This window comes from Lactobacillus sp. ESL0246 (assembly GCF_003692965.1).
In the GTDB taxonomy this organism is placed as follows: Bacteria; Bacillota; Bacilli; order Lactobacillales; family Lactobacillaceae; genus Lactobacillus.
In genome coordinates, this window is the sequence record NZ_REHC01000009.1 from 1 (window position 1) to 24,312 (window position 24,312).

Annotated in this window: 17 protein-coding genes, 6 tRNA genes, 1 rRNA gene and 1 riboswitch; of the genes, 6 read left to right on the forward strand and 18 right to left on the reverse strand. The window is 35.8% G+C overall.

Annotated features, from left to right (window positions below; genetic code table 11):
* Nucleotides 1–438: 438 nt before the first annotated feature.
* Entirely contained in the window at nucleotides 439–2,271 is a 1,833-nt protein-coding gene (locus F5ESL0246_RS05770) for an FAD-binding protein (RefSeq protein WP_122018579.1), read from the reverse strand.
* A gap of 457 nt (nucleotides 2,272–2,728) precedes the next feature.
* A complete protein-coding gene (locus F5ESL0246_RS05775) occupies nucleotides 2,729–3,592 on the reverse strand; it encodes an aldo/keto reductase (RefSeq protein ID WP_122018580.1) in 864 nt (287 codons plus the stop codon).
* 147 nt (nucleotides 3,593–3,739) lie between these two features.
* On the opposite strand from F5ESL0246_RS05775, the gene F5ESL0246_RS05780 reads away from it, so the two are divergent.
* Nucleotides 3,740–4,309, forward strand: coding sequence for a histidine phosphatase family protein (locus F5ESL0246_RS05780; RefSeq protein ID WP_369916915.1), 570 nt, complete (start codon nucleotides 3,740–3,742; stop codon nucleotides 4,307–4,309).
* Nucleotides 4,310–4,405: 96 nt separating this feature from the next.
* On the opposite strand, the gene F5ESL0246_RS05785 is transcribed toward F5ESL0246_RS05780, so the two are convergent.
* A complete protein-coding gene (locus F5ESL0246_RS05785; RefSeq protein WP_122018582.1) occupies nucleotides 4,406–6,211 on the reverse strand; it encodes an FAD-binding protein in 1,806 nt (601 codons plus the stop codon).
* Nucleotides 6,212–6,329: 118 nt separating this feature from the next.
* On the opposite strand from F5ESL0246_RS05785, the gene F5ESL0246_RS05790 reads away from it, so the two are divergent.
* On the forward strand, nucleotides 6,330–7,250 hold the full coding sequence (locus F5ESL0246_RS05790; protein ID WP_122018583.1) for a LysR family transcriptional regulator: 921 nt from the start codon (nucleotides 6,330–6,332) through the stop codon (nucleotides 7,248–7,250).
* Nucleotides 7,251–7,414: 164 nt separating this feature from the next.
* On the opposite strand, the gene fba is transcribed toward F5ESL0246_RS05790, so the two are convergent.
* The 5 genes from fba to F5ESL0246_RS05815 form a co-directional block, all read right to left on the reverse strand.
* Nucleotides 7,415–8,329: a class II fructose-1,6-bisphosphate aldolase gene (fba, locus tag F5ESL0246_RS05795; protein ID WP_122018584.1), complete on the reverse strand. Its 915-nt coding sequence runs from the start codon at nucleotides 8,327–8,329 to the stop codon at nucleotides 7,415–7,417.
* 103 nt (nucleotides 8,330–8,432) lie between these two features.
* Nucleotides 8,433–10,118, reverse strand: coding sequence for an arginine--tRNA ligase (gene argS / locus F5ESL0246_RS05800; protein ID WP_122018585.1), 1,686 nt, complete (start codon nucleotides 10,116–10,118; stop codon nucleotides 8,433–8,435).
* A 258-nt stretch (nucleotides 10,119–10,376) separates the two neighbouring features.
* Nucleotides 10,377–11,021: a L,D-transpeptidase gene (locus tag F5ESL0246_RS05805; protein WP_122018586.1), complete on the reverse strand. Its 645-nt coding sequence runs from the start codon at nucleotides 11,019–11,021 to the stop codon at nucleotides 10,377–10,379.
* Nucleotides 11,022–11,065: 44 nt separating this feature from the next.
* Nucleotides 11,066–11,908 (reverse strand): NAD(P)H-hydrate dehydratase, encoded by an 843-nt coding sequence (locus F5ESL0246_RS05810; protein ID WP_122018588.1) that lies wholly within the window; start codon nucleotides 11,906–11,908, stop codon nucleotides 11,066–11,068.
* A gap of 1 nt (nucleotide 11,909) precedes the next feature.
* The gene (locus F5ESL0246_RS05815) at nucleotides 11,910–13,193 is read right to left on the reverse strand and encodes a serine hydrolase (RefSeq protein WP_122018590.1); all 1,284 of its coding nucleotides are present in this window, start codon (nucleotides 13,191–13,193) and stop codon (nucleotides 11,910–11,912) included.
* Nucleotides 13,194–13,289: 96 nt separating this feature from the next.
* On the opposite strand from F5ESL0246_RS05815, the gene F5ESL0246_RS05820 reads away from it, so the two are divergent.
* Nucleotides 13,290–13,373, forward strand: a tRNA-Leu gene (locus F5ESL0246_RS05820).
* Nucleotides 13,374–13,529: 156 nt separating this feature from the next.
* A complete protein-coding gene (locus F5ESL0246_RS05825; RefSeq protein WP_122018592.1) occupies nucleotides 13,530–13,751 on the forward strand; it encodes a PspC domain-containing protein in 222 nt (73 codons plus the stop codon).
* A gap of 119 nt (nucleotides 13,752–13,870) precedes the next feature.
* Here the strand turns inward: F5ESL0246_RS05825 and F5ESL0246_RS05830 are convergent, their stop codons facing one another.
* Both F5ESL0246_RS05830 and leuS read right to left on the reverse strand, forming a co-directional pair.
* Nucleotides 13,871–15,514: a polysaccharide biosynthesis protein gene (locus F5ESL0246_RS05830; protein WP_122018595.1), complete on the reverse strand. Its 1,644-nt coding sequence runs from the start codon at nucleotides 15,512–15,514 to the stop codon at nucleotides 13,871–13,873.
* Nucleotides 15,515–15,609: 95 nt separating this feature from the next.
* Nucleotides 15,610–18,024: a leucine--tRNA ligase gene (gene leuS / locus F5ESL0246_RS05835; RefSeq protein WP_122018597.1), complete on the reverse strand. Its 2,415-nt coding sequence runs from the start codon at nucleotides 18,022–18,024 to the stop codon at nucleotides 15,610–15,612.
* Nucleotides 18,025–18,404: 380 nt separating this feature from the next.
* Between leuS and F5ESL0246_RS05840 the strand changes: the two genes are divergently transcribed.
* Nucleotides 18,405–19,043 (forward strand): phosphatase PAP2 family protein, encoded by a 639-nt coding sequence (locus tag F5ESL0246_RS05840; protein ID WP_233551600.1) that lies wholly within the window; start codon nucleotides 18,405–18,407, stop codon nucleotides 19,041–19,043.
* Nucleotides 19,044–19,197: 154 nt separating this feature from the next.
* On the opposite strand, the gene F5ESL0246_RS05845 is transcribed toward F5ESL0246_RS05840, so the two are convergent.
* The 5 genes from F5ESL0246_RS05845 to F5ESL0246_RS05865 all read right to left on the reverse strand — a co-directional run bounded on the left by F5ESL0246_RS05845 (nucleotide 19,198) and on the right by F5ESL0246_RS05865 (nucleotide 22,344).
* A complete protein-coding gene (locus F5ESL0246_RS05845; RefSeq protein WP_122018599.1) occupies nucleotides 19,198–20,640 on the reverse strand; it encodes an MDR family MFS transporter in 1,443 nt (480 codons plus the stop codon).
* A gap of 15 nt (nucleotides 20,641–20,655) precedes the next feature.
* The gene (gene metK, locus F5ESL0246_RS05850; RefSeq protein WP_122018601.1) at nucleotides 20,656–21,855 is read right to left on the reverse strand and encodes a methionine adenosyltransferase; all 1,200 of its coding nucleotides are present in this window, start codon (nucleotides 21,853–21,855) and stop codon (nucleotides 20,656–20,658) included.
* Nucleotides 21,853–21,939: riboswitch (SMK box riboswitch) on the reverse strand. Its footprint overlaps the gene before it by 3 nt.
* 60 nt (nucleotides 21,940–21,999) lie before the next feature.
* Nucleotides 22,000–22,072: transfer RNA gene (locus F5ESL0246_RS05855), tRNA-Val, on the reverse strand.
* Nucleotides 22,073–22,076: 4 nt separating this feature from the next.
* Nucleotides 22,077–22,148: transfer RNA gene (locus F5ESL0246_RS05860), tRNA-Glu, on the reverse strand.
* 123 nt (nucleotides 22,149–22,271) lie between these two features.
* A tRNA-Val gene (locus F5ESL0246_RS05865) sits at nucleotides 22,272–22,344 on the reverse strand.
* Between the two features lie 460 nt (nucleotides 22,345–22,804).
* Between F5ESL0246_RS05865 and F5ESL0246_RS05870 the strand changes: the two genes are divergently transcribed.
* Nucleotides 22,805–23,926, forward strand: a complete 1,122-nt coding sequence (locus F5ESL0246_RS05870) for a site-specific integrase (protein WP_122018603.1) — start codon at nucleotides 22,805–22,807, stop codon at nucleotides 23,924–23,926.
* A gap of 78 nt (nucleotides 23,927–24,004) precedes the next feature.
* Here the strand turns inward: F5ESL0246_RS05870 and F5ESL0246_RS05875 are convergent.
* From F5ESL0246_RS05875 to rrf, 3 genes are all read right to left on the reverse strand, one after another.
* Nucleotides 24,005–24,094: transfer RNA gene (locus F5ESL0246_RS05875), tRNA-Ser, on the reverse strand.
* 9 nt (nucleotides 24,095–24,103) lie between these two features.
* Nucleotides 24,104–24,176: transfer RNA gene (locus tag F5ESL0246_RS05880), tRNA-Asn, on the reverse strand.
* 11 nt (nucleotides 24,177–24,187) lie between these two features.
* Nucleotides 24,188–24,304, reverse strand: a 5S ribosomal RNA gene (rrf, locus tag F5ESL0246_RS05885).
* Nucleotides 24,305–24,312 lie beyond the last annotated feature (8 nt).

The following is a 24,312-nucleotide window of genomic DNA, read 5'->3' on the forward strand; positions in this document are numbered from 1 at the left end:
GAAATGAAAGCTATTACTAAATGCGCTTAAGTTTATGATATATCAATTTGCGGGATCGTACAGAGTATATAAAAAAAAAAAAAAAAGTAATATAGAATTACCGTTATTAGGAAAAATTGTAAATTCTGAAAAAGCTGTATTTAATTAAAGCTAATTAGTTACTAGCATGGGTTTAGCAATTACTAAATAAGTAAACAAGAATTAATAAAATAAAGCAAATAAGCGAAGAAAAAGTAAACATAAACTCTTTGATAACAAAGGTTATTAATAATTGATTAAAATTATGTTATTCTTAAAAGCAACAAAAAAAGGCATTATCTGCCTTTTTTATTTTGAAATTATCTTTATAATTGTATAAATTATCTAACTAAGATAAAAACAACAAACCTTTTTATTTGAAATTAGTGTCTGAATAATACAAATCATATCTTTATTCAGTTAACGTTTAATTATTTTACTTAATGAATCCTTCACGGCTTCTTTGATTGCCCGACTAGTTTGAGAAGCACCAGAAATAGCATCAACATCATAAGTATTTTCTTCAATCATTTTCTTTGGCAATTCCTTTACAGCCTTTAAACCATAGTCATCACTTTCTGTTTGTTTTAGTATTTCAACGTTCTTTATCTTTCCTTCATTATCAACAGTTGTACGAACTACTACACCATCGCCCATGCCTTGATTACTGAAGCCCAAGTATTGATTTTTGCCAACTGAATATTGTTGTTTATCCTCATCACTTGTAGAATTAAAATCATTATTTATAATTGCATCATTCAAATTTAAGCCGCCAAATATAGGTATGTCTTGTTTAATAGTGGCCGCATTTTCACCTGCAATTTTACCTGAAATTAAACAATCAGCAACATTGCCACCCGTTGTGTACTTATTAACAAACGGAGCACCTAACTCACCTGCTTCATATAAATGTGGGATTGGCTGACCATCTGGATTTAAGACTTGAGCATGTCCATTACGGCGACCGCCACCTTGAGTATTAAGCATATTTTGTCTTAAAGCAATCGCGTAATAAGGTCCCTCAGCACTAAATGCTCGTAAAGTTTTCGGATCACGATGAAAGGCATAATCTTTTCCTTGTTGAGCCATAAAATTAAACTCAGTAACTGTCATTTGCAACTTTTCTTGTTTTTTACCAATTTTTTCTGCTAGTTCAGCCAACGTATCTGCTTTAATCGCTTTTTCCAAGTAACCAGGCACCTTAAAACTGTTTTCTGGTTCATTTTTAAGTTCGTCATACTTTCGTTGATCAAAAATCATATATGGTTGATTCTGATTTAACGGAACTGCCCAATCACCATGGTTATAAATGTGACCATGACGGTTCATTTCTGCTTCATTGAAATAACGTGTACCATCATCACCCACGACAATTACACTGCCCATAAAACTTTCTTGCCAAAAGACATTGAGTGCATATGTCGACCGTAAGCCCTCTTTTTGCCGTAATGATAAACCATGAAATTGTCCTAGCGACTCAAATGAACGCATATTCCAGAGTTGAGCGTTTACTTCCTCAAGCATTTTAATGCCATCACCCTTGTTATATAAACTGCCAATTGGTGACAAATATGGTGCTTGCAAGAACGTTTGAATCATTTCTTTGTTATTTTCAAAGCCCCCTGTAGCAAGAACAACACCATTCTTAACCTTGATATTACGTAAAACATGATTACGTTCAATTTGCACACCGATAACTGTCTTAGTTATCCCATCTTGAATTAAGTGTTTAGCAGGTGAAGCATACCAAATATCAATTCTTTCTGACCGCTCTAAAACCTTTTGACGCAAAATTTTCCATAAAGCTGCATCATCAACTCCTTCGTGAACCAAATAATCATCATACGAATCTGCATCCGGCAACTCAGGATATTCAGTTACATAAGCCGTCGAAGGCGTGCCCGCTAATAACTTCTTCATGCTAACGGGCTCAACATCTAAATACTTTCTAAAGTAGTCCCCCATATTAGCCATTCCCTCAATAAAATTATCAAAAGCTGCTTTATCAGGTTTTAAAGGTGCAGCTAGGTGTTCATGATAATTTTTTAAAGCATTATAATCAGTTCCGGCACCAACCATTTGACCTGAGTAACGGGTATTTCCTCCTTCATGACCTTCAGGCGCACTGTCAACTAGTAATACTTTTGCACCATTATCGGCAGCAAATCTTGCTGCCGTAGCACCGGCACCACCAAAGCCAAGAACAGCAACATCATATACTGCATCCCATTGAAATTTTTCATTATTACTCATAATAAATCTCCTATACTAATAATTGATTGTTTACAAATTTATTAAACCACTATAATTATAGTTTGTGAATTATTTAGCTAGCAAAATAGTTATTACCAAGAATGAAAATTTTATTAATTACAGATAGTAATCGTTGTTATCAAACCTTATTCATACTTGTGATTCTCAAGTTTCTTGTAATTAAATTGCTGAAAATTAGGTAATATAACAATAAGTATCAAAAATATACAGTATATAACTAACCCCCATAATTATTTTTATTAAATTACCACCTTCTGAAGTCAATATTAACTTTTCAGTTTCTACAGCAAAAGCAAAGAGTCACCTTTCTTTTGAAATCGATTACGTTATTTCCATCCTTCAACAAGAATTCAAAAAAGCGCTCTTGCAACATTAATATTTAGCACCAACATAAAAAAGGCGCCAAATCTTTTGGCACCCTTTAAATTAATGCTTACTATAGTTTCCCACCAAATACAGGAAAATGACCAGCAGAACCGTAATCTAGGCTTCTAACTTGCTCTAGTGTTGCCATGTCCTCATCACTAATTGTGAATTCCAGTTCCGTATTTTGTTTAATATGCGCACGACTTGAAGCTTTAGGTAAAACAATTGTATTTAATTGCCAGTCATAACGAATACACAATTGTGCAACCGATACCTGATATTTTTTTGCCATTTGTTCAATTAGCGGATCATTTAAAGCCGCTCCATGAGCAACGGGCGAGAATGCTTCCACTGCAATTTCATGATCTTGCGAAAAATCAATTAGATCTCTTGGTGTTGCCCCAATATGACACAAAATCTGGTTAACCATTGGTTTAGTATCACTGTGAGCAAGTAAATTACGCAAATCATCAGGTTGAAAGCTAGAAACCCCAATAGCTCTAAGCTTTCCTGCCTTTATAGCGTCTTCTAAGGCTCTCCAAGTTTCAAGATTTCCTTCATAATGACGATCATCTGATTGGTTTACTTCTATCCATGGCTGAGGATTATGAATAATCATCATGTCAAGATAATCTAAACCCATCTTTAATAAAGTATCGTCAATCGATTTTTTGGCTTCATCATAATTTTTGATTTCGGCTGCTACTTTGGAATTAACAAAGATTTCTTCACGCTTAATTCCAGAATTTTTGATACCTTTCCCAACTCCGGCTTCATTACCATAAGCCTGAGCAGTATCAATATGACGATATCCTAGTTGCAAAGCAGTTTCTACCACATCTGCTACTTGATTATCAGCAATTTCCCAAGTGCCCAAAGCAAGCTTGGGAATTTTTACACCATTATTCAATATCAAAGTTTCATCTAAAATCATATTTTTTCCTCCATATATTAAAGTATATCTCTTCAATTCAACTTTAAGTCAAGTAAGAAAGTTCACTTTATTTTAAGCGGAATTGCTTATTTTACCATTTTTTAGATACAATAAAATTAAAATTTAAATACTAAGAAGGTATAAATTATGAAATCAGTTTATTTAGTCCGTCATGGACAAACTCTTTTTAACGTTCAACATAAAATTCAAGGCTTTTGCGATTCCCCACTTACAGAACTTGGGATTAAACAAGCTCAAGCAACTAAAAAAGAATATTTTGAAAAGCTACATATACCACTAGATGAGGCTCACTGTTCGACTTCAGAACGAGCAATTGACACCTTAAAAATTATTACTAATCTTCCTTTTAAAACACACAAAGAGTTGCGTGAATGGAATTTTGGTACTTATGAGGGGGAGGGTGAACACCTTAACCCACCGTTACCATATAATGACTTTTTCGTGCAATTTGGCGGTGAATCACAAAAGCAGTTGACTGAACGCATTAATCAAGCTATTTCAACTATTGTCACAACTTCCACCAAAAAACATATTCTAATCGTTTCTCACGGCGCTGCGATTGCGAATTTTTATAAAAAATGGTCTGCATATAATTCCTTTGAACGTAAAGATCGGATCAAAAATTGTTCCGTTCTTAAATATAATTTTAGTAATGAGGTTTTTCACTTCCAAGAAATATTTAATCCGGATTATTAATTATAAAAACAGCACTAAGCTATAAGATAGCTTAGTGCTGTTTCACTTATTATTTAACATCCATTTCAATAAAGTTCCTCATTGATGGTCGTTAGGCTATTTTATCTTATTTAAAGCATCATTGACTGCATCTTTTAATCCACGACTTGAACTCGATGCTCCTGATACTGTATCAACATCTACTTTATTTTGCCTTATCATCTCAGCTGGCATCGTCTTAATGGCCTTTAAGCCATAGTCATCAGATTCTGCCTGCTTTAAAACTTCAATATTTTTTAAATTTTTCTCTTCATCCACTGTTACGCGAACAACTATTTCGTCACCCATCCCTCGACTAGATCTACCTATGTATTGATTCTTAGTGGTCGGATAATCTTCTTGTTTGAGATCTGAAGTTAGACATACCTCATGTTCTGAAGTACCAGTAGCAATATCCACAGAAGCGTCTCCTTCTTTTCTTTGAGCAGCTTCTTCACCAGCAATTTTACCCCAAATCAAACACTCAGCTAGGTTACCTCCACCTTGATATTGATTTGCGCATAGTCCTCCTAATTCACCTGCTGAATACAAGTGAGGAATTGGTTTCCCTTCTGTATCTAAAACTTCAGCTTTAGTGTTTCTTCTTGGTCCACCTTGAGTATTAAGCACTGTTTGTTCCAAACCAACAGCATAAATTTTTTTACCAGTTAGTGCACAAATCGTTGTCGGATCACGTCGAAATTCTGGATCATTTTGTTCTTTCGCTGATTGATTAAATCGTTTTAACGTATCGCTAAGAATTTTAGGATCAACATCAATTTTTTCAGCTAATTGCTCTATTGAATCTGCAGAAATCACATTTTGAGTATATATCTTGTATTCACCAATAATTTCATCAGAATCAAGTTCTTTCTTTTTTGTTTCATCAAAAATAAGATACGGATGTTCTTGATTTAATGGCACTTTCCATTGACCATGGTTTTTAATATGTCCATGTCTATTTTCTTCAGCTTCATTGAAATATCGTGTACCGTCATCACCAACAACTAATACACTTCCTGTTGAAACAACTTTATTTTGCTGACCAAGGAGTAAACGAGCACGCTCACCTTTTGGCACTGCAAAAGCCATACCATGAAGTAATCCAAGTGCTTCGAAATTATTCATATGCCAAAAATCAGCCCCAACTTCTTGTGACATACGAATACCGTCACCCTTATTATAAAGTGTACCCAATGGTGCTAGATTTTTAGCCCCTAAGTAATCTTCTACCATTCGTTGATTATTTTCGAAACCACCAGTAGCCAGAACAACACCATTTTTTGCTCTGACACAAAGTAACTTCCCATTACGCTTGATAACAACACCAGTAATTTGGTGGCTTTCGTGATCCTGGACTAACTTTTCAGCAGGTGTATTATACAAAACGTCGATTTGATCTTGACGTTTAATTACTTGATCTTTTAAAACTTGCCACAAAGATGCATCAAAATAGCTTTTACGAACAGTTGTGTAGTTATACGACTCAGAGCCCTTTAATTCAGGGTATTCTCGATAAGATTCACTTAGTTCAGGTGCATATTCTTTTGCACTGCACGGTTTTGTTTCTAAGTATTTAGCAACAAAATTTGGCATATCAATCATTCCCTTAACAAAAGTATCGATCATATCTTCGTCAAGAGACATTGGTGCCGTTAAATTTTGGTAATATTTTTTAGTACTAGCAAAATCGCTTCCTGTACCAATTAATTGAGCTGAATAACGTGTGTTACCACCCTCATGTCCTTCTGGTGCACTATCTACTAAAAGAACCTTTGCACCATTATCTGCAGCAAATCTGGCGGCAACAGCACCAGCACCACCAAAACCTAATACAACGACATCATAAGTTGCATCCCATTTAACTTTTTTTGTATTAATCATAAAATTTCTCCATTTATTCATTAATCTTGCCTACATTTTTATTTAACACTATAATTTAATGTATGTTAAATGCTTAGTTATTAAAATTAATATTACTAAATAGGAATAGGCGTTAAATATGAATAATCGATTACTACTGTTTTTAGAAACCATTGAAACTAGTAATTCTATTTCTGAAGCTGCACAAAAGCTATATTTGACACAGCCGTACATTAGTCGCGTTATAAAAAAATATGAACAAAAATATAATGTTACTTTAATTGATAGAAATTCATATCCAATACAAATAACTCCCGCTGGTCATCTTTTAATTAAACACTTACGTAAAAGTTTACAATTAGAAAGACAATTTGAAGTAGAAGTTCACCAATTCCAAAATAAGCATTTTTCCACCTTACGAATGGGTATTACCCCTCCTTTAGGTCAAAACTTCAATTTAACAATACTACCTGAATTATTAAAAAAATTTCCCGCTTTAAACACCGAAACTATTGAAATAGGCACGATAGAAGCAAAAAAAGCATTTAAGGACTATCAACTAGATTTATTTGTTGGCAATATTATTCATCTTCCTAATACTGAATGTGAACAAATATATACCGATAAACAGGTCTTGGTTTTAAGCAAAAACTCCCATTTATATCATCCTCATAAAAAAGAAATTCAAGTAAGTCCACAAGAATTGCAACAGCTTAATCACGAAAATTTTATTGTAGTTGATAGTCAGCAAGGCTATCAAGAAATTGTTGATAATTATTTTTATGAAATGGGAATTAGTTTTTACCCTAAAATTCATGTTCGAGATTCCATCACTGCTCTCAAGCTTGCTGGAAAAGGACTTGGCAATATGTCAACTTGTTTAGAAGCTGTTCAAAATACTTGCTACAGCAATATTAACTACATTAAGTTACCTTCTGATAAAGTTAAAATTGACTTTTCTATTACTACCGCTAAAACTAACAAAAGTCTATCACTTGAAATAACCTACGTTAAAGACATATTGAAGAAATTATTCATATCAAATATTCTTGTATATTGATGTAGTTTTAAATAACTATTAACGCAATAATATCTGAAAGGGTATTAATTCTGAAGAAAAATTTGATAAAATTTTTGTACTAATATCTACCCCATTAGATATAAAAAAGGCCAACTCCATAATCGAGTTAGCCTTTTTTATATATTTTATAAACTAAATAGCAATTATTCTAAGTTTAATGAACTCTTGTCAAATGCAGCTGACTTAATCTTGTCATCAATTGATGGAGTACCAAGCCAAGTAATCATTTCTTTCATTGAGTCAGTAATTGCTTCAGTACCAGGAAGTAACAACTTACGAGGATCGTAACCCTTGTTAGCCTTGTCTTCATCCTTGTGAGCTTCGAAGTATTTCCGTGTAGCTGCTTGGAATGCTAATTGGAACTCAGTATTGATGTTAACCTTAGAAATACCAAGTGAGATAGCTTTCTTAACTTGTTCTTCAGGAATACCAGAACCACCGTGCAATACAAGTGGAGCTGGAACTGCATCAGCAATTTCCTTCAAGCGGTCAAAGTTCAAGCCTTTCCAGTCACTTGGGTAAACACCGTGAATATTACCGATACCACAAGCAAGCTTGTCAACACCAGCAGCAACGAAAGTCTTGGCATCTTCAACAGAAGCAAGTTCTCCACCTTCTGAGCCTTGGTTTTCACCAATTTTACCAATTTCAGCTTCAACTGAAATTCCACGTTCATGAGCCAGCTTAACGATTTCTTTAGTCTTAGCTAAATTTTCTTCAGTTGGTAAAGCATGACCATCAAACATAACTGATGAATAGCCAAGAGCAATACATTCCTTAGCTGCTTCAAAGTCACCGTGGTCAAGATTCAATACAACTGGAACAGAAATGTCCATTGCGTCAATTGAATCTTCAACAATATTCTTAGCTATCTTGTAGCCACCCATATACTTAGCAGCACCCATTGAAACTTGAATTAATACTGGAGTTCTAGTTTCTTCAGCCGCTTGTAAAATTGCACGTGTCCATTCTAAGTTGTTAGTGTTATAAGCACCAACTGCATAGTGGTTCTTACGCGCATCTTTAAAAATTTGATTACCATTATCTAAATATGCCATTGATAAATTCCTCCTATTAAACTTACAGCCTTATTGTACCGTATTAATTAAATATTGAACAAGGTTTTATCTGGTGTAAACGCTATTATTTAAAAATGTTTATTTACATTTCTTTTGGTGCGTTAACACCTAATAACCGAAGTGCTTCCGTTAAGACTAAAGAAGTTGCTTGAACAAGTGCTAAGCGAGAATTGATTTGATCATCATTAACTAATATCTTCACGTTAGCATAGTATTTATTGAACTTTTTAGCCAAATCCAATGAATATTTGGCAATCACAGAAGGCTCAAATTTTTCACTACTGCGTTTAATAATTCTTGGGAAATCGGCCAATGATTTTGCCACACCGAAAGCCCAGTTATCATCAAGCTGTACACCATCTAAACTCGGTTTTTTCCTCAATTCTTCACCTTTACGCAAAACGCTTTGCGCACGCGCATTAGTGTATTGTACATAAGGACCGGTATCACCCTCAAAGCGTACTACTTCATCTAAGTCAAAGTCAAAGTTTTCAATTCGATCATTCTTTAAATCGTGAAAAACAACGGCACCAACCCCGACATCATGAGCAACTTGCTCTTTATTAGCCAATGATGGATTTTTCTCATTGATCTGCTCACGCGCAAGATTTACTGCATCTTGTAACACTTGATCTAAGAATACAACATTGCCTTTTCTGGTAGATAACTTTTTTCCATTTTGTGTAATTAACCCAAACGGAACATGATAAATTTCATCTGACCAATCATATCCCATTTTCTTTAAAACAGTTTTCAATTCAACGAAGTGATGTGCTTGCTCATTACCGACAACATAAAGCATTTTGACGAAATTATAAGTTTTCATTCGATAAATTGCGGCAGCCAAATCCCGCGTTAAATAAATACTACTACCATCAGATTTCACAATCATGGCAGGATTTTCATCTTCCCCCATATCAACAACTTGAGCACCTCGTGATTCATGCAGTAAACCTTTTTCTTTTAGTTCGTCAATTACCGGCTGCATCTTGTCGTTGAAGAAAGCTTCACCTTTATACGAATCAAAGGTAACCCCTAACTCTTGATAAATCCGCTTGAAATCAGCTAAGGAGACATCACGGAACCATTGCCATAATTTAACGGCTTCTGGATCTCCTTTTTCTAATTTTTTAAACCAAGAACGTCCCTCATCATCAAGTTCTGGATTTTTTTCAGCCTCTTCATGAAATTTAACGTAATACTTAAACAGATTCATAATTGGATCTTTTTTGACATCTTCTTCATTACCCCAATGTTTATAAGCAGAGATTAACTTACCAAATTGAGTACCATAATCACCCAAATGGTTTATTTTAATTGGAGTATAACCCACCTTTTTTAGGGTTTCTGCAATCGAATTACCAATCACAGTTGAACGTAAATGCCCCATTGACATCGGCTTAGCAATATTAGGGCTAGACATATCGATAGGAACATTGCCCTCGCCTAAATGTTGGTCACCATAATGCTCTTTTTGAGTTAATACTTCTTGTAGAGTTTGTGAAATCAACTTTTCATGATTAATAGCAAAGTTAACATATGGTCCAACTGCCTGAATACTGGCAAAATCTTCACTTTGTAACTTTTCGGCAATACCTTGAGCAATTTCAACTGGATTTTGATGCAACACTTTTGCCAATGTAAACGCTGGAAAAGCATAATCACCCAACTTTTCGTTTTTAGGACGTTCAATTAATTGATTAATCTTCTCTTTAGGCAAATCAACTTGACTTGCTATTAACTTAACCACTTTAGTTTTGAAATTCATCTTTACCTCCTAAGACAAATAAAAAACTCTTCCTTCATTACGAAGGAAGAGACGAGTTTTCACCCGCGGTACCACTCTATTTGATACGATAAAGTATCCGCTTATTAAATTTGTTAAATTTACCGTTAGACACGCCTTCAGACAATTCTTTCGTTCGTCTCACACCACCACGAACTCGCTGAGTGAACATAATTGCTTACTACTTCTAACTTCTTCAATTTCAGATTATAACAGGAAAAGACGTTCAAGCCAATACTTTTAATTATTTTTAATTACCACTTTTGTTTCAGCTGGGACATGTTCAACAATCCAACGCGAATCGGGTACACTCAACCTTATGCAGCCATGCGAACCAGGTTGCACTCCTAATTTGCGTGCTTGGTTAATATTATATTTACCATTACTTTTGGTTGGCACAGAATGGAAAAGATAGGTATCATCATTACTCCAGCTTACCCAGTTCTTGGCGCCTTCGTTCAATTGAGGATTATAAAAAGAGGAGCCCCGATTATGATTAATCTTGAAAGTTCCAGTCGGTGTTAGTGACTTGCCGTTTTTAAACAAACCAGCACTTGCAATCATTGTATAGACCCTTGTATTACCACGCAGTATATAAACTCGATTACCTTTAAGCGAAACCCTAATTGTCAAATCATTCTCTAAACGTTTTATATGTGGATATGGTCCAGTTTGACTAGTTCTACGCCAATTATATGGTACTCGTAAGTTCTTAGGATCATGATATGGTCGATATGACGCAGGAGTTTTTAAAGTGGAAATTTTCTTAGTCGAGGAATCACTGACATCATTAGAACTATTAGGCATGGAAATTCGCGCAAGACTAATTACACAAATTAACAAGATAAGAAAATATGTAATTGGCTTTAAAAGATTATTTTTCATACTGGCTTAATCTCTCCAAACTCAAATTAATTTATAAAATATTGTTAGCTACCGTATTCTTTCATCAAATGTGGGATTAATGCACTTAACTTCGTTGGTTTAACTATATATTCCGTTTGAGCAATCTTATCACCAGCTAAGGAATGAAGATATACTGCTGCTAAAATCGAATCAATTCCAGCACCAAACTGTGCTGTAAAGCCACCAATAATTCCAGCTAAAGTATCTCCCATACCACCAATAGCCATTCCCGGGTTACCCAAAGGATTAAGATAAATCTGACCATTAGAATCATAAATCTTAGTGTGATTGGACTTTAACACTAAAATAGCATTTTTTCTAGGAAAAAGATTATTTAGCGCTGCCAAATTTGCTGCATCGGTTTGAAATGGAATATGAATTTGGCTAAGACGTTGCCACTCCATTTGATGCGGAGTAAGGATAATTTTACCCGCTTTCTCTGGTAACAGCTGGTGATTAGCTGCAATTAAATCTAGTGCATTAGCATCTAGAACTAGCGTTTGATGACTTGTTATCTCTTGACAAAGCAATTTCAGCAAATTTTTTGCCGTCTCTTTAAGACCTAGCCCAGGGCCGCAGACAATAACATCCATTTTTTTAATTAAATCGGAAATATTGTGTTGGTGCCAATCAAGATACATAATTTCTGGATCCCTAGCATGTAAGGCAGTCAAATTAAGAGAGTGAGTCACCACTACCACCAATCCAGCTCCACTATTTAGCGCTCCTTCAGCTGCCATGATAATGGCACCACCATAATTTTCATTACCTCCAATTAGCATTACGCGGCCATAGTCACCCTTGTGACTCTTACTACGTCGCTTTTTAATAACCTTAGTCAATACAGCTTGCGAAATTTCAATCATTCTATCCACCAAAAAGCCAGCGCCAAAACCGAACAAAAATGTTAACTTTTGTCGTTGATTGTAAAGCCCTAACCGGTAACTTTATACCATCAGGGTTATTAAGAGAAATTAATTTTGAACCACCCGCGGTAAAATTATATGAGCTAACAATTTGGCCAACTTTAACAGGAGCATCAACTGTTTCATTAGTTAATCTCGCCTTTAATTGCTGATTAGTTGGTACCCAAATTACACTATTTTGTTTCATTCCGATTCCAACTTGTTTTTTTTGACCAGCATTGACCTTAATAGTTGTTTCTCCCATAATCACCTCATTTTGATGAAATACAACTGGATGGTAATTGTGGTACAGATAACGCAAAAGTATATCAGTCTGTTCAAAACGTGCTGGATCAGTACCATTTAAATGACGTGCTCCCATAACAACCGTAATTAGTCGTGCACCTGCATGTTTAGCTGTTGCAATAAAGCAGGCACCAGCCGCATCTGTTGTGCCAGTTTTTAAACCATCAATTTTTAATTGTGAGTGATATTGGGGCAAGCCTTTAAGCATCCAATTAAAATTAGTCATCGGTGTTTTGAAATTCTGATCAATAAAGTCGAGGCGTGGAATTTTTGTTGTTTTAATTATTTCTGGAAAGTCATTAACTAAATGTTGTCCCACAACTGCCATATCTTTTGCTGACATCATATTTTCAGCGTTGCCAGTCACATTTGGATAAGCATCTGTACCTACACTCTTATTAGGCAAGCCGCAGGTTGTATAAATTTTGGCATCATTAATTCCCCACTTTTGCAATTGCATACGCATTTGCTTAACAAAGGCTAGTTGTGAACCACTAACAGCTTGGGCAAGCATCATTGCCGCACCATTAGCCGATTCTATGAGAGTTGCTTGATAAAGCTGCTGAATATTATAAGAATGCCCCATTCTTAGTGGGACGTTGGAAAAATCACGATTAGTAGAAACAGCAACAATTTGCCTTGTAGGCTGTAAAGTTGTATCCCACTTGATTTTTCCCTCATCTATAGCCTTAAGGGTCAAATAAACCGTCACTAATTTAGTCATTGATGCAATTGGTAATGATTGATTGACATTTTTTCCATATAGAATTTGTCCACTTTTACTATCGATTGCAATAGCAGATTTCGCTTTTAGGTCTAATTGATCATGATGATAATTAGTCGGTACTTCTTGGGCGCTAACTGTTCTTATCGGTAAAAGCAGCCCAATTATCGCAACTAGAACCAAAGTTATATTTTTGATTTTATGCTTCAATGAGATAAAACCCCTTTCAGAATGTTTTTGAAATTTATTTGCGTTTTATGCTTACATTTTACCAAATTTTTGGTATTATTATTACTGGTTTTAATATAATTAGCCCCGATGGCGGAATTGGCAGACGCGCAGCGTTCAGGTCGCTGTTTAGGTAACTAAGTGAAAGTTCGAATCTTTTTCGGGGCATTTAATAATTAATAAAGACTAATCCATATGGATTAGTCTTTTTGTGTATTATCAGACTTTACTTTGCTATTTTAACATAATTGTATTATTATAATGTCAGAAAGGAATGAATAATAGTCCATTCGCGATAAGACTATTATGGGTACTTAAAAAATCATGAACAAACAGCTAACTAAATCTAATGATAGAATCGTTGCAGGTGTATTTGGTGGTATTGCTGAATACTTTGGCTGGGACAAGGCTTGGACAAGAATTGGTGGCGGTGTTTTAGCTTTTTGCACACAATTTGGCTTAATAATGTATCTTATTGCCGCGATTGTTATGCCTTCTAAACCCAAACATGATCCAAATGACGATGGTGAATATCGTCAACTTTAAGGTTGTACATACCTAATTTAACTGTTAAAATAAAGTTCCTTGGCAGGGGCAGCAAAAAGCTTTTCTTTTTGCAATTCAAACCAAAAACGCTATTACTCAAACAGGGCAATAGCGTTTTTCTATGCTTTAAGATGTAATTTACGTAATATAGGGACAACCTTGTCACCCAATATTTTTTGGGCCAAGTTCGATTTTATTGCAGCAATACCATATATTAACCCACCAACAATGATTGAAGCTACGACAATCACAAGTGCTGGCAAACTCCTAGTTGGCTTCAAGAATATTTCTAAGCCTTTTTGCATTAATAAGACGCCGAAAAACATAATTAATGAGAAAACAGTAATTCCGATAAAGCGTCGACTCGTTCTGTCCTTGTTAAAATCAAAAGTCACTTCAAGATGTTTAAGAGCCAAGAAAATAATAACCAGCATGCCGAAATTAGTTGCAATTAGGGGGCCGAAAATTTTAAAAACATAAATCATTGGATATTGGATTATTAACTTAATCAAAATCCCTAATATCAAATATTTGATTGCCAAACTATTTTCTGATAATCCCTGAAGGATTGCCATTAATACAGTAAATAAACCCAAAGTGATAGCTGTAAAAGATGATAAATATAAGACATTTGATCCTAATTGATCATAACCGTAGAAAATAGTATAAACTGGTGTAGCAATACTGGCCATTCCAAATGCAGCTGGAATCATTACAAACAAGAACAAATCGAGCGTATTACCAACCTGATCGGAAATGCTATGATAATCGTGTTTTGCTCTTGCAGCCGAAAGCAATGGTATAGCAGTGACAGCCATTGCACTGGCAAGTGAAACAATAATCATAATTAATTTGTTAGCATTAAGCGCAAACAGTGCATACCATATTTCAATCGTATTGTAGCTAGCATGAGTCAAACTAGCAATCATTGGGTGAAAAGTGTATTGATCTACTAAATAAAAAAGTTGGATTCCAGCATCAATAATAATAAACGGAATGGCTTGCTCAATTATTTCAGAAAACAATGCAAAGGTTGAAACCTGTATTTTGTTTTCTGAATTTTCAACCAAATAATTTAAATTTTTCCGTCGAGAAAGTAAAAACCAAGCTAAAATAACAATTCCAAAAAATGCACCTATAGCTGCTGCTAGGTTTGATTGCACCACGGCATCAACAAAGTTACCGTGTTGTACTTGCATAATCACATAAGCTGTCAACAACATCCAAACTACTCGTGCCAATTGCTCAATAAATTGTGATAAAGCCGACGGCATCATATCTGCATACCCTTGAAAATAACCTCGCATGATACTCAAAATTGGAATTATCAAAATGGCATAAGACAAACTCCGCATCACGGCAACTTGCCTTGGATCACTTCTTGACCCATTTGAAGCCAAAAGAGGCGAGGCAAAATACATCACTGCAGCTGATATGACTCCCAGGATGACCATCAAAACTAGTCCTCGGCGAAACAGCTTACGGCCGACTCCATACTCATTCATTGCATTATATTTTGCAACTTGTTTTGCAACTGCTCCCGGAATTCCTGCAGTTGAAATTAGAATAAAAATACTATAAATATTATAACTTCGTGCAGTCAGTGCATTGGCAATGTTGCCATAAGGCGACATCCATTGGAACCATGGAATGATGTACAATGCTCCTAATATGCGCGAAGTAATAGAACCAAAAGTCATCCACGCACTACCCTTGATAAAGACATCTTGCGTGCTTTGTTTTGTTGAATTATTTTCTTTCATTAATATTCCCTAAATCTAGTTTACTAACTAATCTATTTTGCAACAAAAGCGTTACTTAACAACAAATATACTAACCATTTTAGGAAAAATTAACTTTATTTAGCAACGATATTGACAATCTTATTTGGAACAACAATAACTTTTTTGACTTCTTTACCAGTTAAAAACTTTTGTACATGTGGCAAAGCTAAAGCCTGTTTTTCTACTTCATCTTTTGCTGTATTCACTGGGGCATTAAAGTTTCCACGTAGCTTACCATTAACCTGAACCATAATTTCAGCAACTGACTCAACTAATTTAGCTGGATCATAAGTTGGCCACTTAGCAAAGGTTACCGATTCTTCATGACCAAAGATTTGCCATATTTCTTCCATCATATGCGGTGCTATTGGAGCAATCAAAGTAATAAATCCTTCGGCATATTCTCGCGGAATTTGTTTTGCTTTTTGGGCTTCATTGATAAAGACCATTAGTTGAGAAATTGCTGTATTGAAGTGTAAAGCCTCAAAGTCTTCAGTTACCTTTTTAACAGTTTCATTATAAACTTTATCAAGAGTACCATCATTGTCATTAACAATATTGGCTTGTGGAATAGCTTCAAGATCAAGGTCATTTACAAAAAGACGCCAAATTCGATCCAGGAATTTCTTTGTAGATGCTGGACCATTATCGTCCCAATCAATAGAAGCATCTAATGGTCCCATAAACATTTCATACATACGCAAACTGTCAGCACCATATTCGTCGATTACTTCATCTGGATTAACAACGTTGCCCTTGGACTTAGACATCTTTTCATGATCTTTCAAAATAAGCCCCTGGTTGTATAGGCGCTGGAATGGCTCTTCATTAGGTACAACGCCAAGATCATAAAGAACCATATTCCAAAACCTAGCATAAAGCAAGTGCCGGACAGCATGCTCAGCGCCACCAATGTACAAATCAACTGGTAACCACTGTTTAAGCAAATCATAATCTGCTAATTTTTGATCATTATGCGGATCAACGTAACGCAAGAAATACCACGACGAACCAGCCCAGTTAGGCATTGTATTGGTTTCACGCTTACCCTTACGGCCATTTTTATCTACCACATTAACCCAGTCTTTCAAGTTTACTAACGGGCTTTCTGGAGTGCCTGATGGTTTAATATCAGTTGCATGTGGTAATACAAGTGGCAGCTCATCTTCAGGGACAAGTGTTGTTTCACCATCTTCCCAATGGATAACCGGAATTGGTTCACCCCAGTAACGCTGACGGCTAAATTCCCAATCACGCAACTTGTAATTAACTTTTTCTTGGCCAACATTATGCTCTTGCAGCCAAGCCACCATTTTCTTCTTTGCATCGTCAATGGTTAGCCCATTTAAAAATTCAGAGTCAAAGTGCGGACCATCCCCAGTATATGCTTCTTTAGAAATATTTCCGCCCTTAATTACGGCTTTAATTGGCAAATTATACTTTTGGGCAAACTCATAGTCTCTTGTATCATGCGCTGGCACAGCCATTACCGCACCGGTACCATAACTTGCTAAAACATAGTCGGCAATCCAAATTGGAATTTTTTCATTATTTACCGGATTAATTGCATAAGCTCCTGTAAAGACCCCGGTCTTACTTTTATTTAAGTCAGTTCTTTCGAGATCAGACTTAGATTCAATTTGTTTAAGATATGCTGCAACTTCAGCTTGATGATCAGCCGTCATGATTTTTTGGACTAATTTATTTTCTGGAGCTAATACAGCGTAAGAAGCACCAAATAGGGTATCTGGGCGAGTAGTGAAAACATCAAATTTTTCGGATGAATTTTCTACTCTAAAGGTAACTTGTGCTCCAACTGAACGTCCAATCCAATTACGCTGCATTTCTTTAATATTTTCTGGCCAATCAAGGTTATCTAGTCCAGCTAATAATCGATCTGCATACTTAGTAATCCGCAACATCCACTGTTTCATATTACGGCGATAAATTGGGTACCCACCACGTTCAGTTTTACCATCAACAATATCTTCATTAGCAACAACTGTACCCAAATCCGGTGACCAATTAACTGGAACCTCTGCTTCATAGGCTAAGCCATTTTTATACATTTGCTCGAATGTCCATTGTGTCCACTTATAATATTTAGGATCACTGGTTGCAATTTCTCGGTTCCAATCATAAGAAAAGCCAAGTTTGTTAAGTTGGCGCTTAAAATTAGTAATATTTTCCTTTGTTACAACTGCTGGATCCTGACCAGTTTGTAATGCATACTGTTCAGTTGGCAATCCAAAAGCATCCCATCCCATTGGGTGAAGAACATTATATCCTTGGCTGCGTTTCATTCGCGAAACAACATCCGTTGCGGTGTAACCTTCTGGATGACCAACGTGTAATCCCTTACCTGATGGGAAAGGGAACATATCTAAAGCATAATAATTTTTCCGTTGAGGATCGTTACCTGTTTTAAATGTTTGATTTTTAGCCCAATAATCCTGCCATTTTTTCTCAACAACTTTGTGATTGTACATACTTTACCTCATAAAAAAAGTCCTATGAAATTTCATAGGACGAATAATCGCGGTACCACCTAAGTTTCACGCACCCTATGGCGTGACCCTCGTTGCTCCTTAACGCGGATAGCAAACGATAGGCATCACTCAGGCTCAGTTCGCTACATGTCTTGCAAGCCTTGCACCACCCGGCTCTTCTCTATTCCAAGGCATAATAGTTACTAGTTCCTAATCCTTTACTTAATTAATGATTATAATTTACCACAAATGTGGGAAAAAGCAAGAGGCTAAGACAGTCTTAGAAGTATATTAAATAGAGAAAGCCACGACATCGCTTTATTTTTTTAGCAATAATGATTATAATTTAACCGAAGTATAAAAATAAGAGGAGAAAGTTATTGATTACCGACAACCGTTCAAGAAAAGACACAATTATTCCCGCAACAATTTTTTTGGTTTTATATGCTATTTGGGCAATGCTTGTTGCATCGAAAAACCAATTCATTTATCAATTTGATCAGAGCATAATTGAACTAATCTGCAATAATAATCCGGTTAATATCAAGTTTGCAACTACATTTACCGTTTTGGGAAATACCAGTGTTATTACAATTGAAACAATTATTCTCTGTATAGTTCTGATAATCTTTAAAAAATATGCTTACATGTTTTTTACCGCTGGAACCATGATAGCTGCTAACGGTTATAACTGGATTAGTAAACATGCAATTGCCCGTCATCGACCATTCGTACACCACTTAGTTGAAGCTCACGGGTACAGCTTTCCTTCTGGACATTCGGTTGGCAGTGCAACCTTGTTTGGAATTCTAATTATCTTAACAATTCTATTAATTAAAAACAAACCGTTAAAAGTAGTTTTGTGTATTGTTTGGGTGTGTTTTCCATTATTAATTGGTTATACCAGAATATTTGATCACGTCCATTACCCTTCAGACGTATTGGGTGGGTTTTTAGAAGGAATTACTTTTCTATTAATTGGTTATTCTTTCTTATATCATTATTATTTAGAGAATTAAGAAGTTATCAATATGATGATAAAATATGTAGTCAAAGAAAAACAGGCAAAGTTTGCCTGTTTTTTTACTTTTATGATTAAAACAATCAAAAGTGGACTAATCAAAAAGTATCCAGCTAATTAATAGCTTCCTAAACTGTTTCATTCAAATTTTATTATTTTCTTTTATAAATACAATTGAAAATAAATGACAAAATAATTGCAATTAGTGAAACGATATAAACGCCTTTTAAACCACTGAATAGAACCTGACGTAATTGCGGCACCAAGTTAGTAGCCAACTCTTTTGCCTTAGCTGCAGACACTATTTTGTTCATCATGTTTTGGGTGAGTTCTGGTCTTTTAGCTATCTGGTTTGCGACAACCGTATTGAAAGTAATACCATAAATAGACACCAACATGGTTTGGCCTAGATAGCGCATTAAAGTATTGAAGGATGTTGCTACACCAACGTTTTGCGGCTCAACTAAAACCTGTGAACGGACTTGCGCAGCAGTAATAATTGATCCAAAGGCAAAGCCATTTATAACTGCTATGAAGCAAAAGACCCAAAATGGTGTATAGATTGGAACTACTAATAAGAGTATGTCAGCAATTAAGAGTAGGGTCAGCATCCCAAAGAAAGATTTACGCACACCCCAGTGTTTAAGTAATCCACCGATTACAAATGAGCCAACGACCCACATTACAGAACTAGGTGTAACAGCAAATCCGGCAATAGTTGCAGATGTGCCATTAATCCCTTGCATCCATGTTGGGATATAAAATTCAAAGCCAATTACTACACCTGAAATTAAGAGTGTAATCATATTTACAGCTTGAAATTCTCGATCTTTTAAAATTGATAATGGCATAATTGGATCAGTAGCTCGTTTTTCTTCCTTGAAGAAGGCAATCGCACTTACAATAATTAAAGCTGCTAATAAAGTGATAAATATTGGGCTCAGAGAACTTAGCTCTTGAAGTGTAAACATTAAAGCCAACAATAAAGCGACTAACCAGAATGTACCTTGAATATCTAATCTGGTCTTTTTAGTTTCTTTACTTTCATGTAAGAATATTACAACTAACAAGAAAGCAATCAGTCCAATTGGAACATTAATATAAAAAACCCAATGCCAAGATAATTTTTGAACAATAAAACCACCAAGAAGTGGGGCAATAACAGAGGCTACTCCCCAAAAGCCAGAATTAAGGCCAAGCATTTTTGCACGTTTATCCAAACTATATAAATCCGCAATAATCGTCATTGCCACCGGTTGAACAGCACCAGAACCTAAGCCTTGAATAACGCGAAATAAAATTAGTTCGATCATGTTATGTGCTTGACCACAAAGCGCAGAACCAACAACAAATAAGGCTATCCCAAATAAAAAGACTGGTTTACGACCAATGCTATCTGATAATTTTCCATATAGCGGGGTCGATACAGCGGTCATAAATAGGAAGATTGAAACAACCCAGTTCATAATTTCTAGACCATTAAGGTCTGAAACAATCGTTGGCATAGCGGTTGAGACAATCGTGCCCTCAATAGCAGACATAAAGGTTGTCATAAAAATTGCAAGTGTAATTATTAATACATTTGTTTTTTTCAAAATTACATATCCTAACTAATTATTCTCTTGAACAAAATCTAGTAGTTTCTGAACTTTATCGGTATGTTCCCATGGCAAATCAATGTCAGTACGTCCAAAATGACCATAGGCAGCAGTTTGTTCATAAATAGGCCGACGCAAGTCTAGCATTTTAATAATTCCTGCGGGACGCAAATCAAAAATATGACGAACAGCTTTAGTTAACAATTCATCACTTACTTTACCAGTACCTGAGGTATCAATCATGACTGATACAGGATTTGCAACACCAATAGCGTAGGCAAGTTGTACCTCGCAGCGATATGCTAATCCAGCTGCAACGATGTTCTTGGCTACGTAGCGCGCAGCATAACTAGCACTACGGTCAACTTTGGTTGCATCCTTACCTGAGAATGCTCCTCCACCATGACGAGCATATCCGCCGTATGTATCCACGATAATTTTTCGACCAGTTAATCCTGAATCACCTTTAGGTCCACCAATTACGAACCGGCCCGAAGGATTAATTAAGTACTTGGTTTCTTTGTCAAGATATTTTGCAGGAATGACTTTTTTGATTACTAAATCAATCATAGCCTGACGGATTTCTTCATTGGTTACCTCAGCATTTGTTTGCGTTGAAATAACGACAGTATCAACGCGCTTCGGTTTATTATTTTCATCATACTCTACAGTAACTTGGGCTTTCGCATCCGGTTCCAACCAAGTCAACGTACCATCTTTACGTAATTTAGACACTTGTCGCATTAATGCATGAGCCAATGAAATTGGCAGTGGCATCAGTTCTGGCGTTTCTTTAATTGCAAAACCAAACATTAATCCTTGGTCACCTGCGCCAATTTGGTCAAGTTGATCTTGGTCATCCTTATTTTCCCTTGTTTCAAGCGAATGATCCACTCCCTGTGCAATATCAGGTGACTGTTCATCAATATCAAGCAAAACAGCACAGTTATTACCATCAAAACCAAGTTCAGGCTTATCGTAGCCAATTCGTAAAACCGTTTTACGAACAATTGCTTGGATATCAACGTATGCACTTGTTGATATTTCACCAAAAACATAAACAATCCCAGTATTAACGATGGTTTCACATGCTACATGAGCTTCAGGGTCTTTAGCCATAATTGCATCTAAAATTGCATCCGAAATTTGATCCGCTATTTTATCAGGATGTCCTTCAGAAACTGATTCCGAGGTAAATAAACGTTTTTCCATAATAGTAGTCCCCCTATAGATATACAATACTATTCGGTTACAAGGCAGCTCCACTAATGGATCCTTTCAGGACTTGAACCGATAACTAATTCGTTCTTCTTGTAAAAAAATAGGATCACCGCAGATCCGGTAATCCTAGAACGATGGAGGATACAGGGCTCGAACCTGTGACCTCCTGCTTGTAAGGCAGATGCTCTCCCAGCTGAGCTAATCCTCCAAAGTGACCCGTACGGGATTTGAACCCATGTTACCGCCGTGAAAGGGCGATGTCTTAACCACTTGACCAACGGGTCAATATTTCTGAATCAAGGCAATTTAATAATATACCTATCAAAAGATAAATTAAATAATTTGATTCAATATTATCATTCCATAAATAATGGCGGTGCAAACTTATTTCACACCACCACTATTTATGGAGGATACAGGGCTCGAACCTGTGACCTCCTGCTTGTAAGGCAGATGCTCTCCCAGCTGAGCTAATCCTCCAAATTGTCGTCATCTCCTGACCACTCTTAATAATTTAGCATAACATTTTTGACTTGTCCAGAAATTTTTGTGCTTTTTTCGAAATTTTCGTAGTAACTGTCAGATTAATTCTTTTTTGTTCATAATATCACAAAATTACAATTACTTAAGTTTGAAATTAATAAGGATGAAACCTGAATTTTTTACACCAAATATTTTTTAGTACTACTTTTATCAATTTTTTGTTAGCAATCACCATTTTTTACTTTCGAAGACAAGAACTGAGTTTGATTAAACGAGGCTTAGCTTTTTGGCAAAAACTCAAATATAAATATTACTTTTTACAAAGTTCCTGGTTTTGGTTTATCAGTGGTCTTAATTTTGCCGTTTTGTTTTTGGCAATTTTCTTGAATTGGTACCATAGCGATATAACAATAAGCAACACTCCTTATTAATCTTTTAACTATTACGGAGGAAAATTATGCCCAAGCGTGATGAACACATAAAAGAATACAAAAATAAAAGAGGGGAACGTATTTTTAAGTTCCACCTCTATCTTGGTATTGATGAAAACGGTAAGCGCGTTAATATCACTCGCCAAGGATTTAAGACTTATAACGATGCCAAAATCACTTATGACCAATTACGTGCCAATGGTACAACCGGGTATCAGAAACCAAAGATAATCAAAACTGATGAGATTTATGCTCTTTGGTTTGATAACTATAAGGGACAGGTAAAACAGTCAACTGCTAATAAAGTTAATCAAATATATCACAATCACCTTAAACCTGCTTTTGGCGATAAGTATTTAGATAAAATTCAAGTTAAAACGATCCAAAAATTTGCTGATGCCAAATCTAAAGAGATTGTCAAATACAAAGAAACTGTCCGTATACTTAGCAGATTATTCGAATATGCGATTCGACTGGGCTATGTTAAGAGTAATCCCACAAAAAGAATAATTATGCCTAAAAAAACTACCCGCCCCAGAAGAGACATTGAGCACAATGTTTATACGCGGGAAGAATTGGAAGAATTTCTGACAGCTGCTAAAGAATATGCTATAACACCTTATACATATTTTAAATTGCTGTCATCGACAGGTTTGAGACGCTCGGAAGCATTGGCACTAACCTGGAAAGATATTGACTTAGACAATATGACACTTTCAGTTAATAAAACTCTTGCTTATGGCTTAGATAACAAGATTATCATGCAGCCGCCTAAAAGCAAAAAATCAAAACGAACTTTGCCGATTTCACAGGATTTAGCTGAAGCACTGATCGATTATCGCAAAAAGCAAAAAATATTCTACAAAGTAGTTTTTCATGAACAAAATGGAAACTACTATAATTTGACAGCTCCAGGCAACTGGCTGCACAAAATCTATAAAGCTAATCCGCAATTAAGACGAATCACCGTCCATGGCTTCCGCCACACCTTTGCTACTCTACTTATTAGCGAAACTGATGTTAAGCCTAAAACAGTTCAAATGCTTCTTGGCCATGAAAACATAAAAATGACTATAGACATTTATACTCACATTACCAAAAAGAACAAAGATGATGCGATCGATTCAATTAGAAAATTAAACATTTAACTTTTTTTGCTTTTTGCCGTGCGAAAGCAAATAAAAAGGCTAGATACATTGCTGTATCAGCCTTTTATCATTATACAGCGGAGTGTGAGAGATTTGAACTCTCGATACAGGTAAAGCCCATATACATGATTTCCAATCATGCTCCTTAAGCCACTCGGACAACACTCCAAGAAAAAACTCCGGCTGTCAGACTCGAACTGACGACATCTTGATTAACAGTCAAGCGCTCTACCAACTGAGCTAAGCCGGAATATTAAAAAAGCACGGCAGCTTCCTACCCTCGCAGGCAGTCTCCCACCAACTACTCTCGGCGTTAAGAAGCTTAACTGCTGTGTTCGGCATGGTTACAGGTGTTTCCTTCTTGCTTTTGCCACCGTACTTTCTCT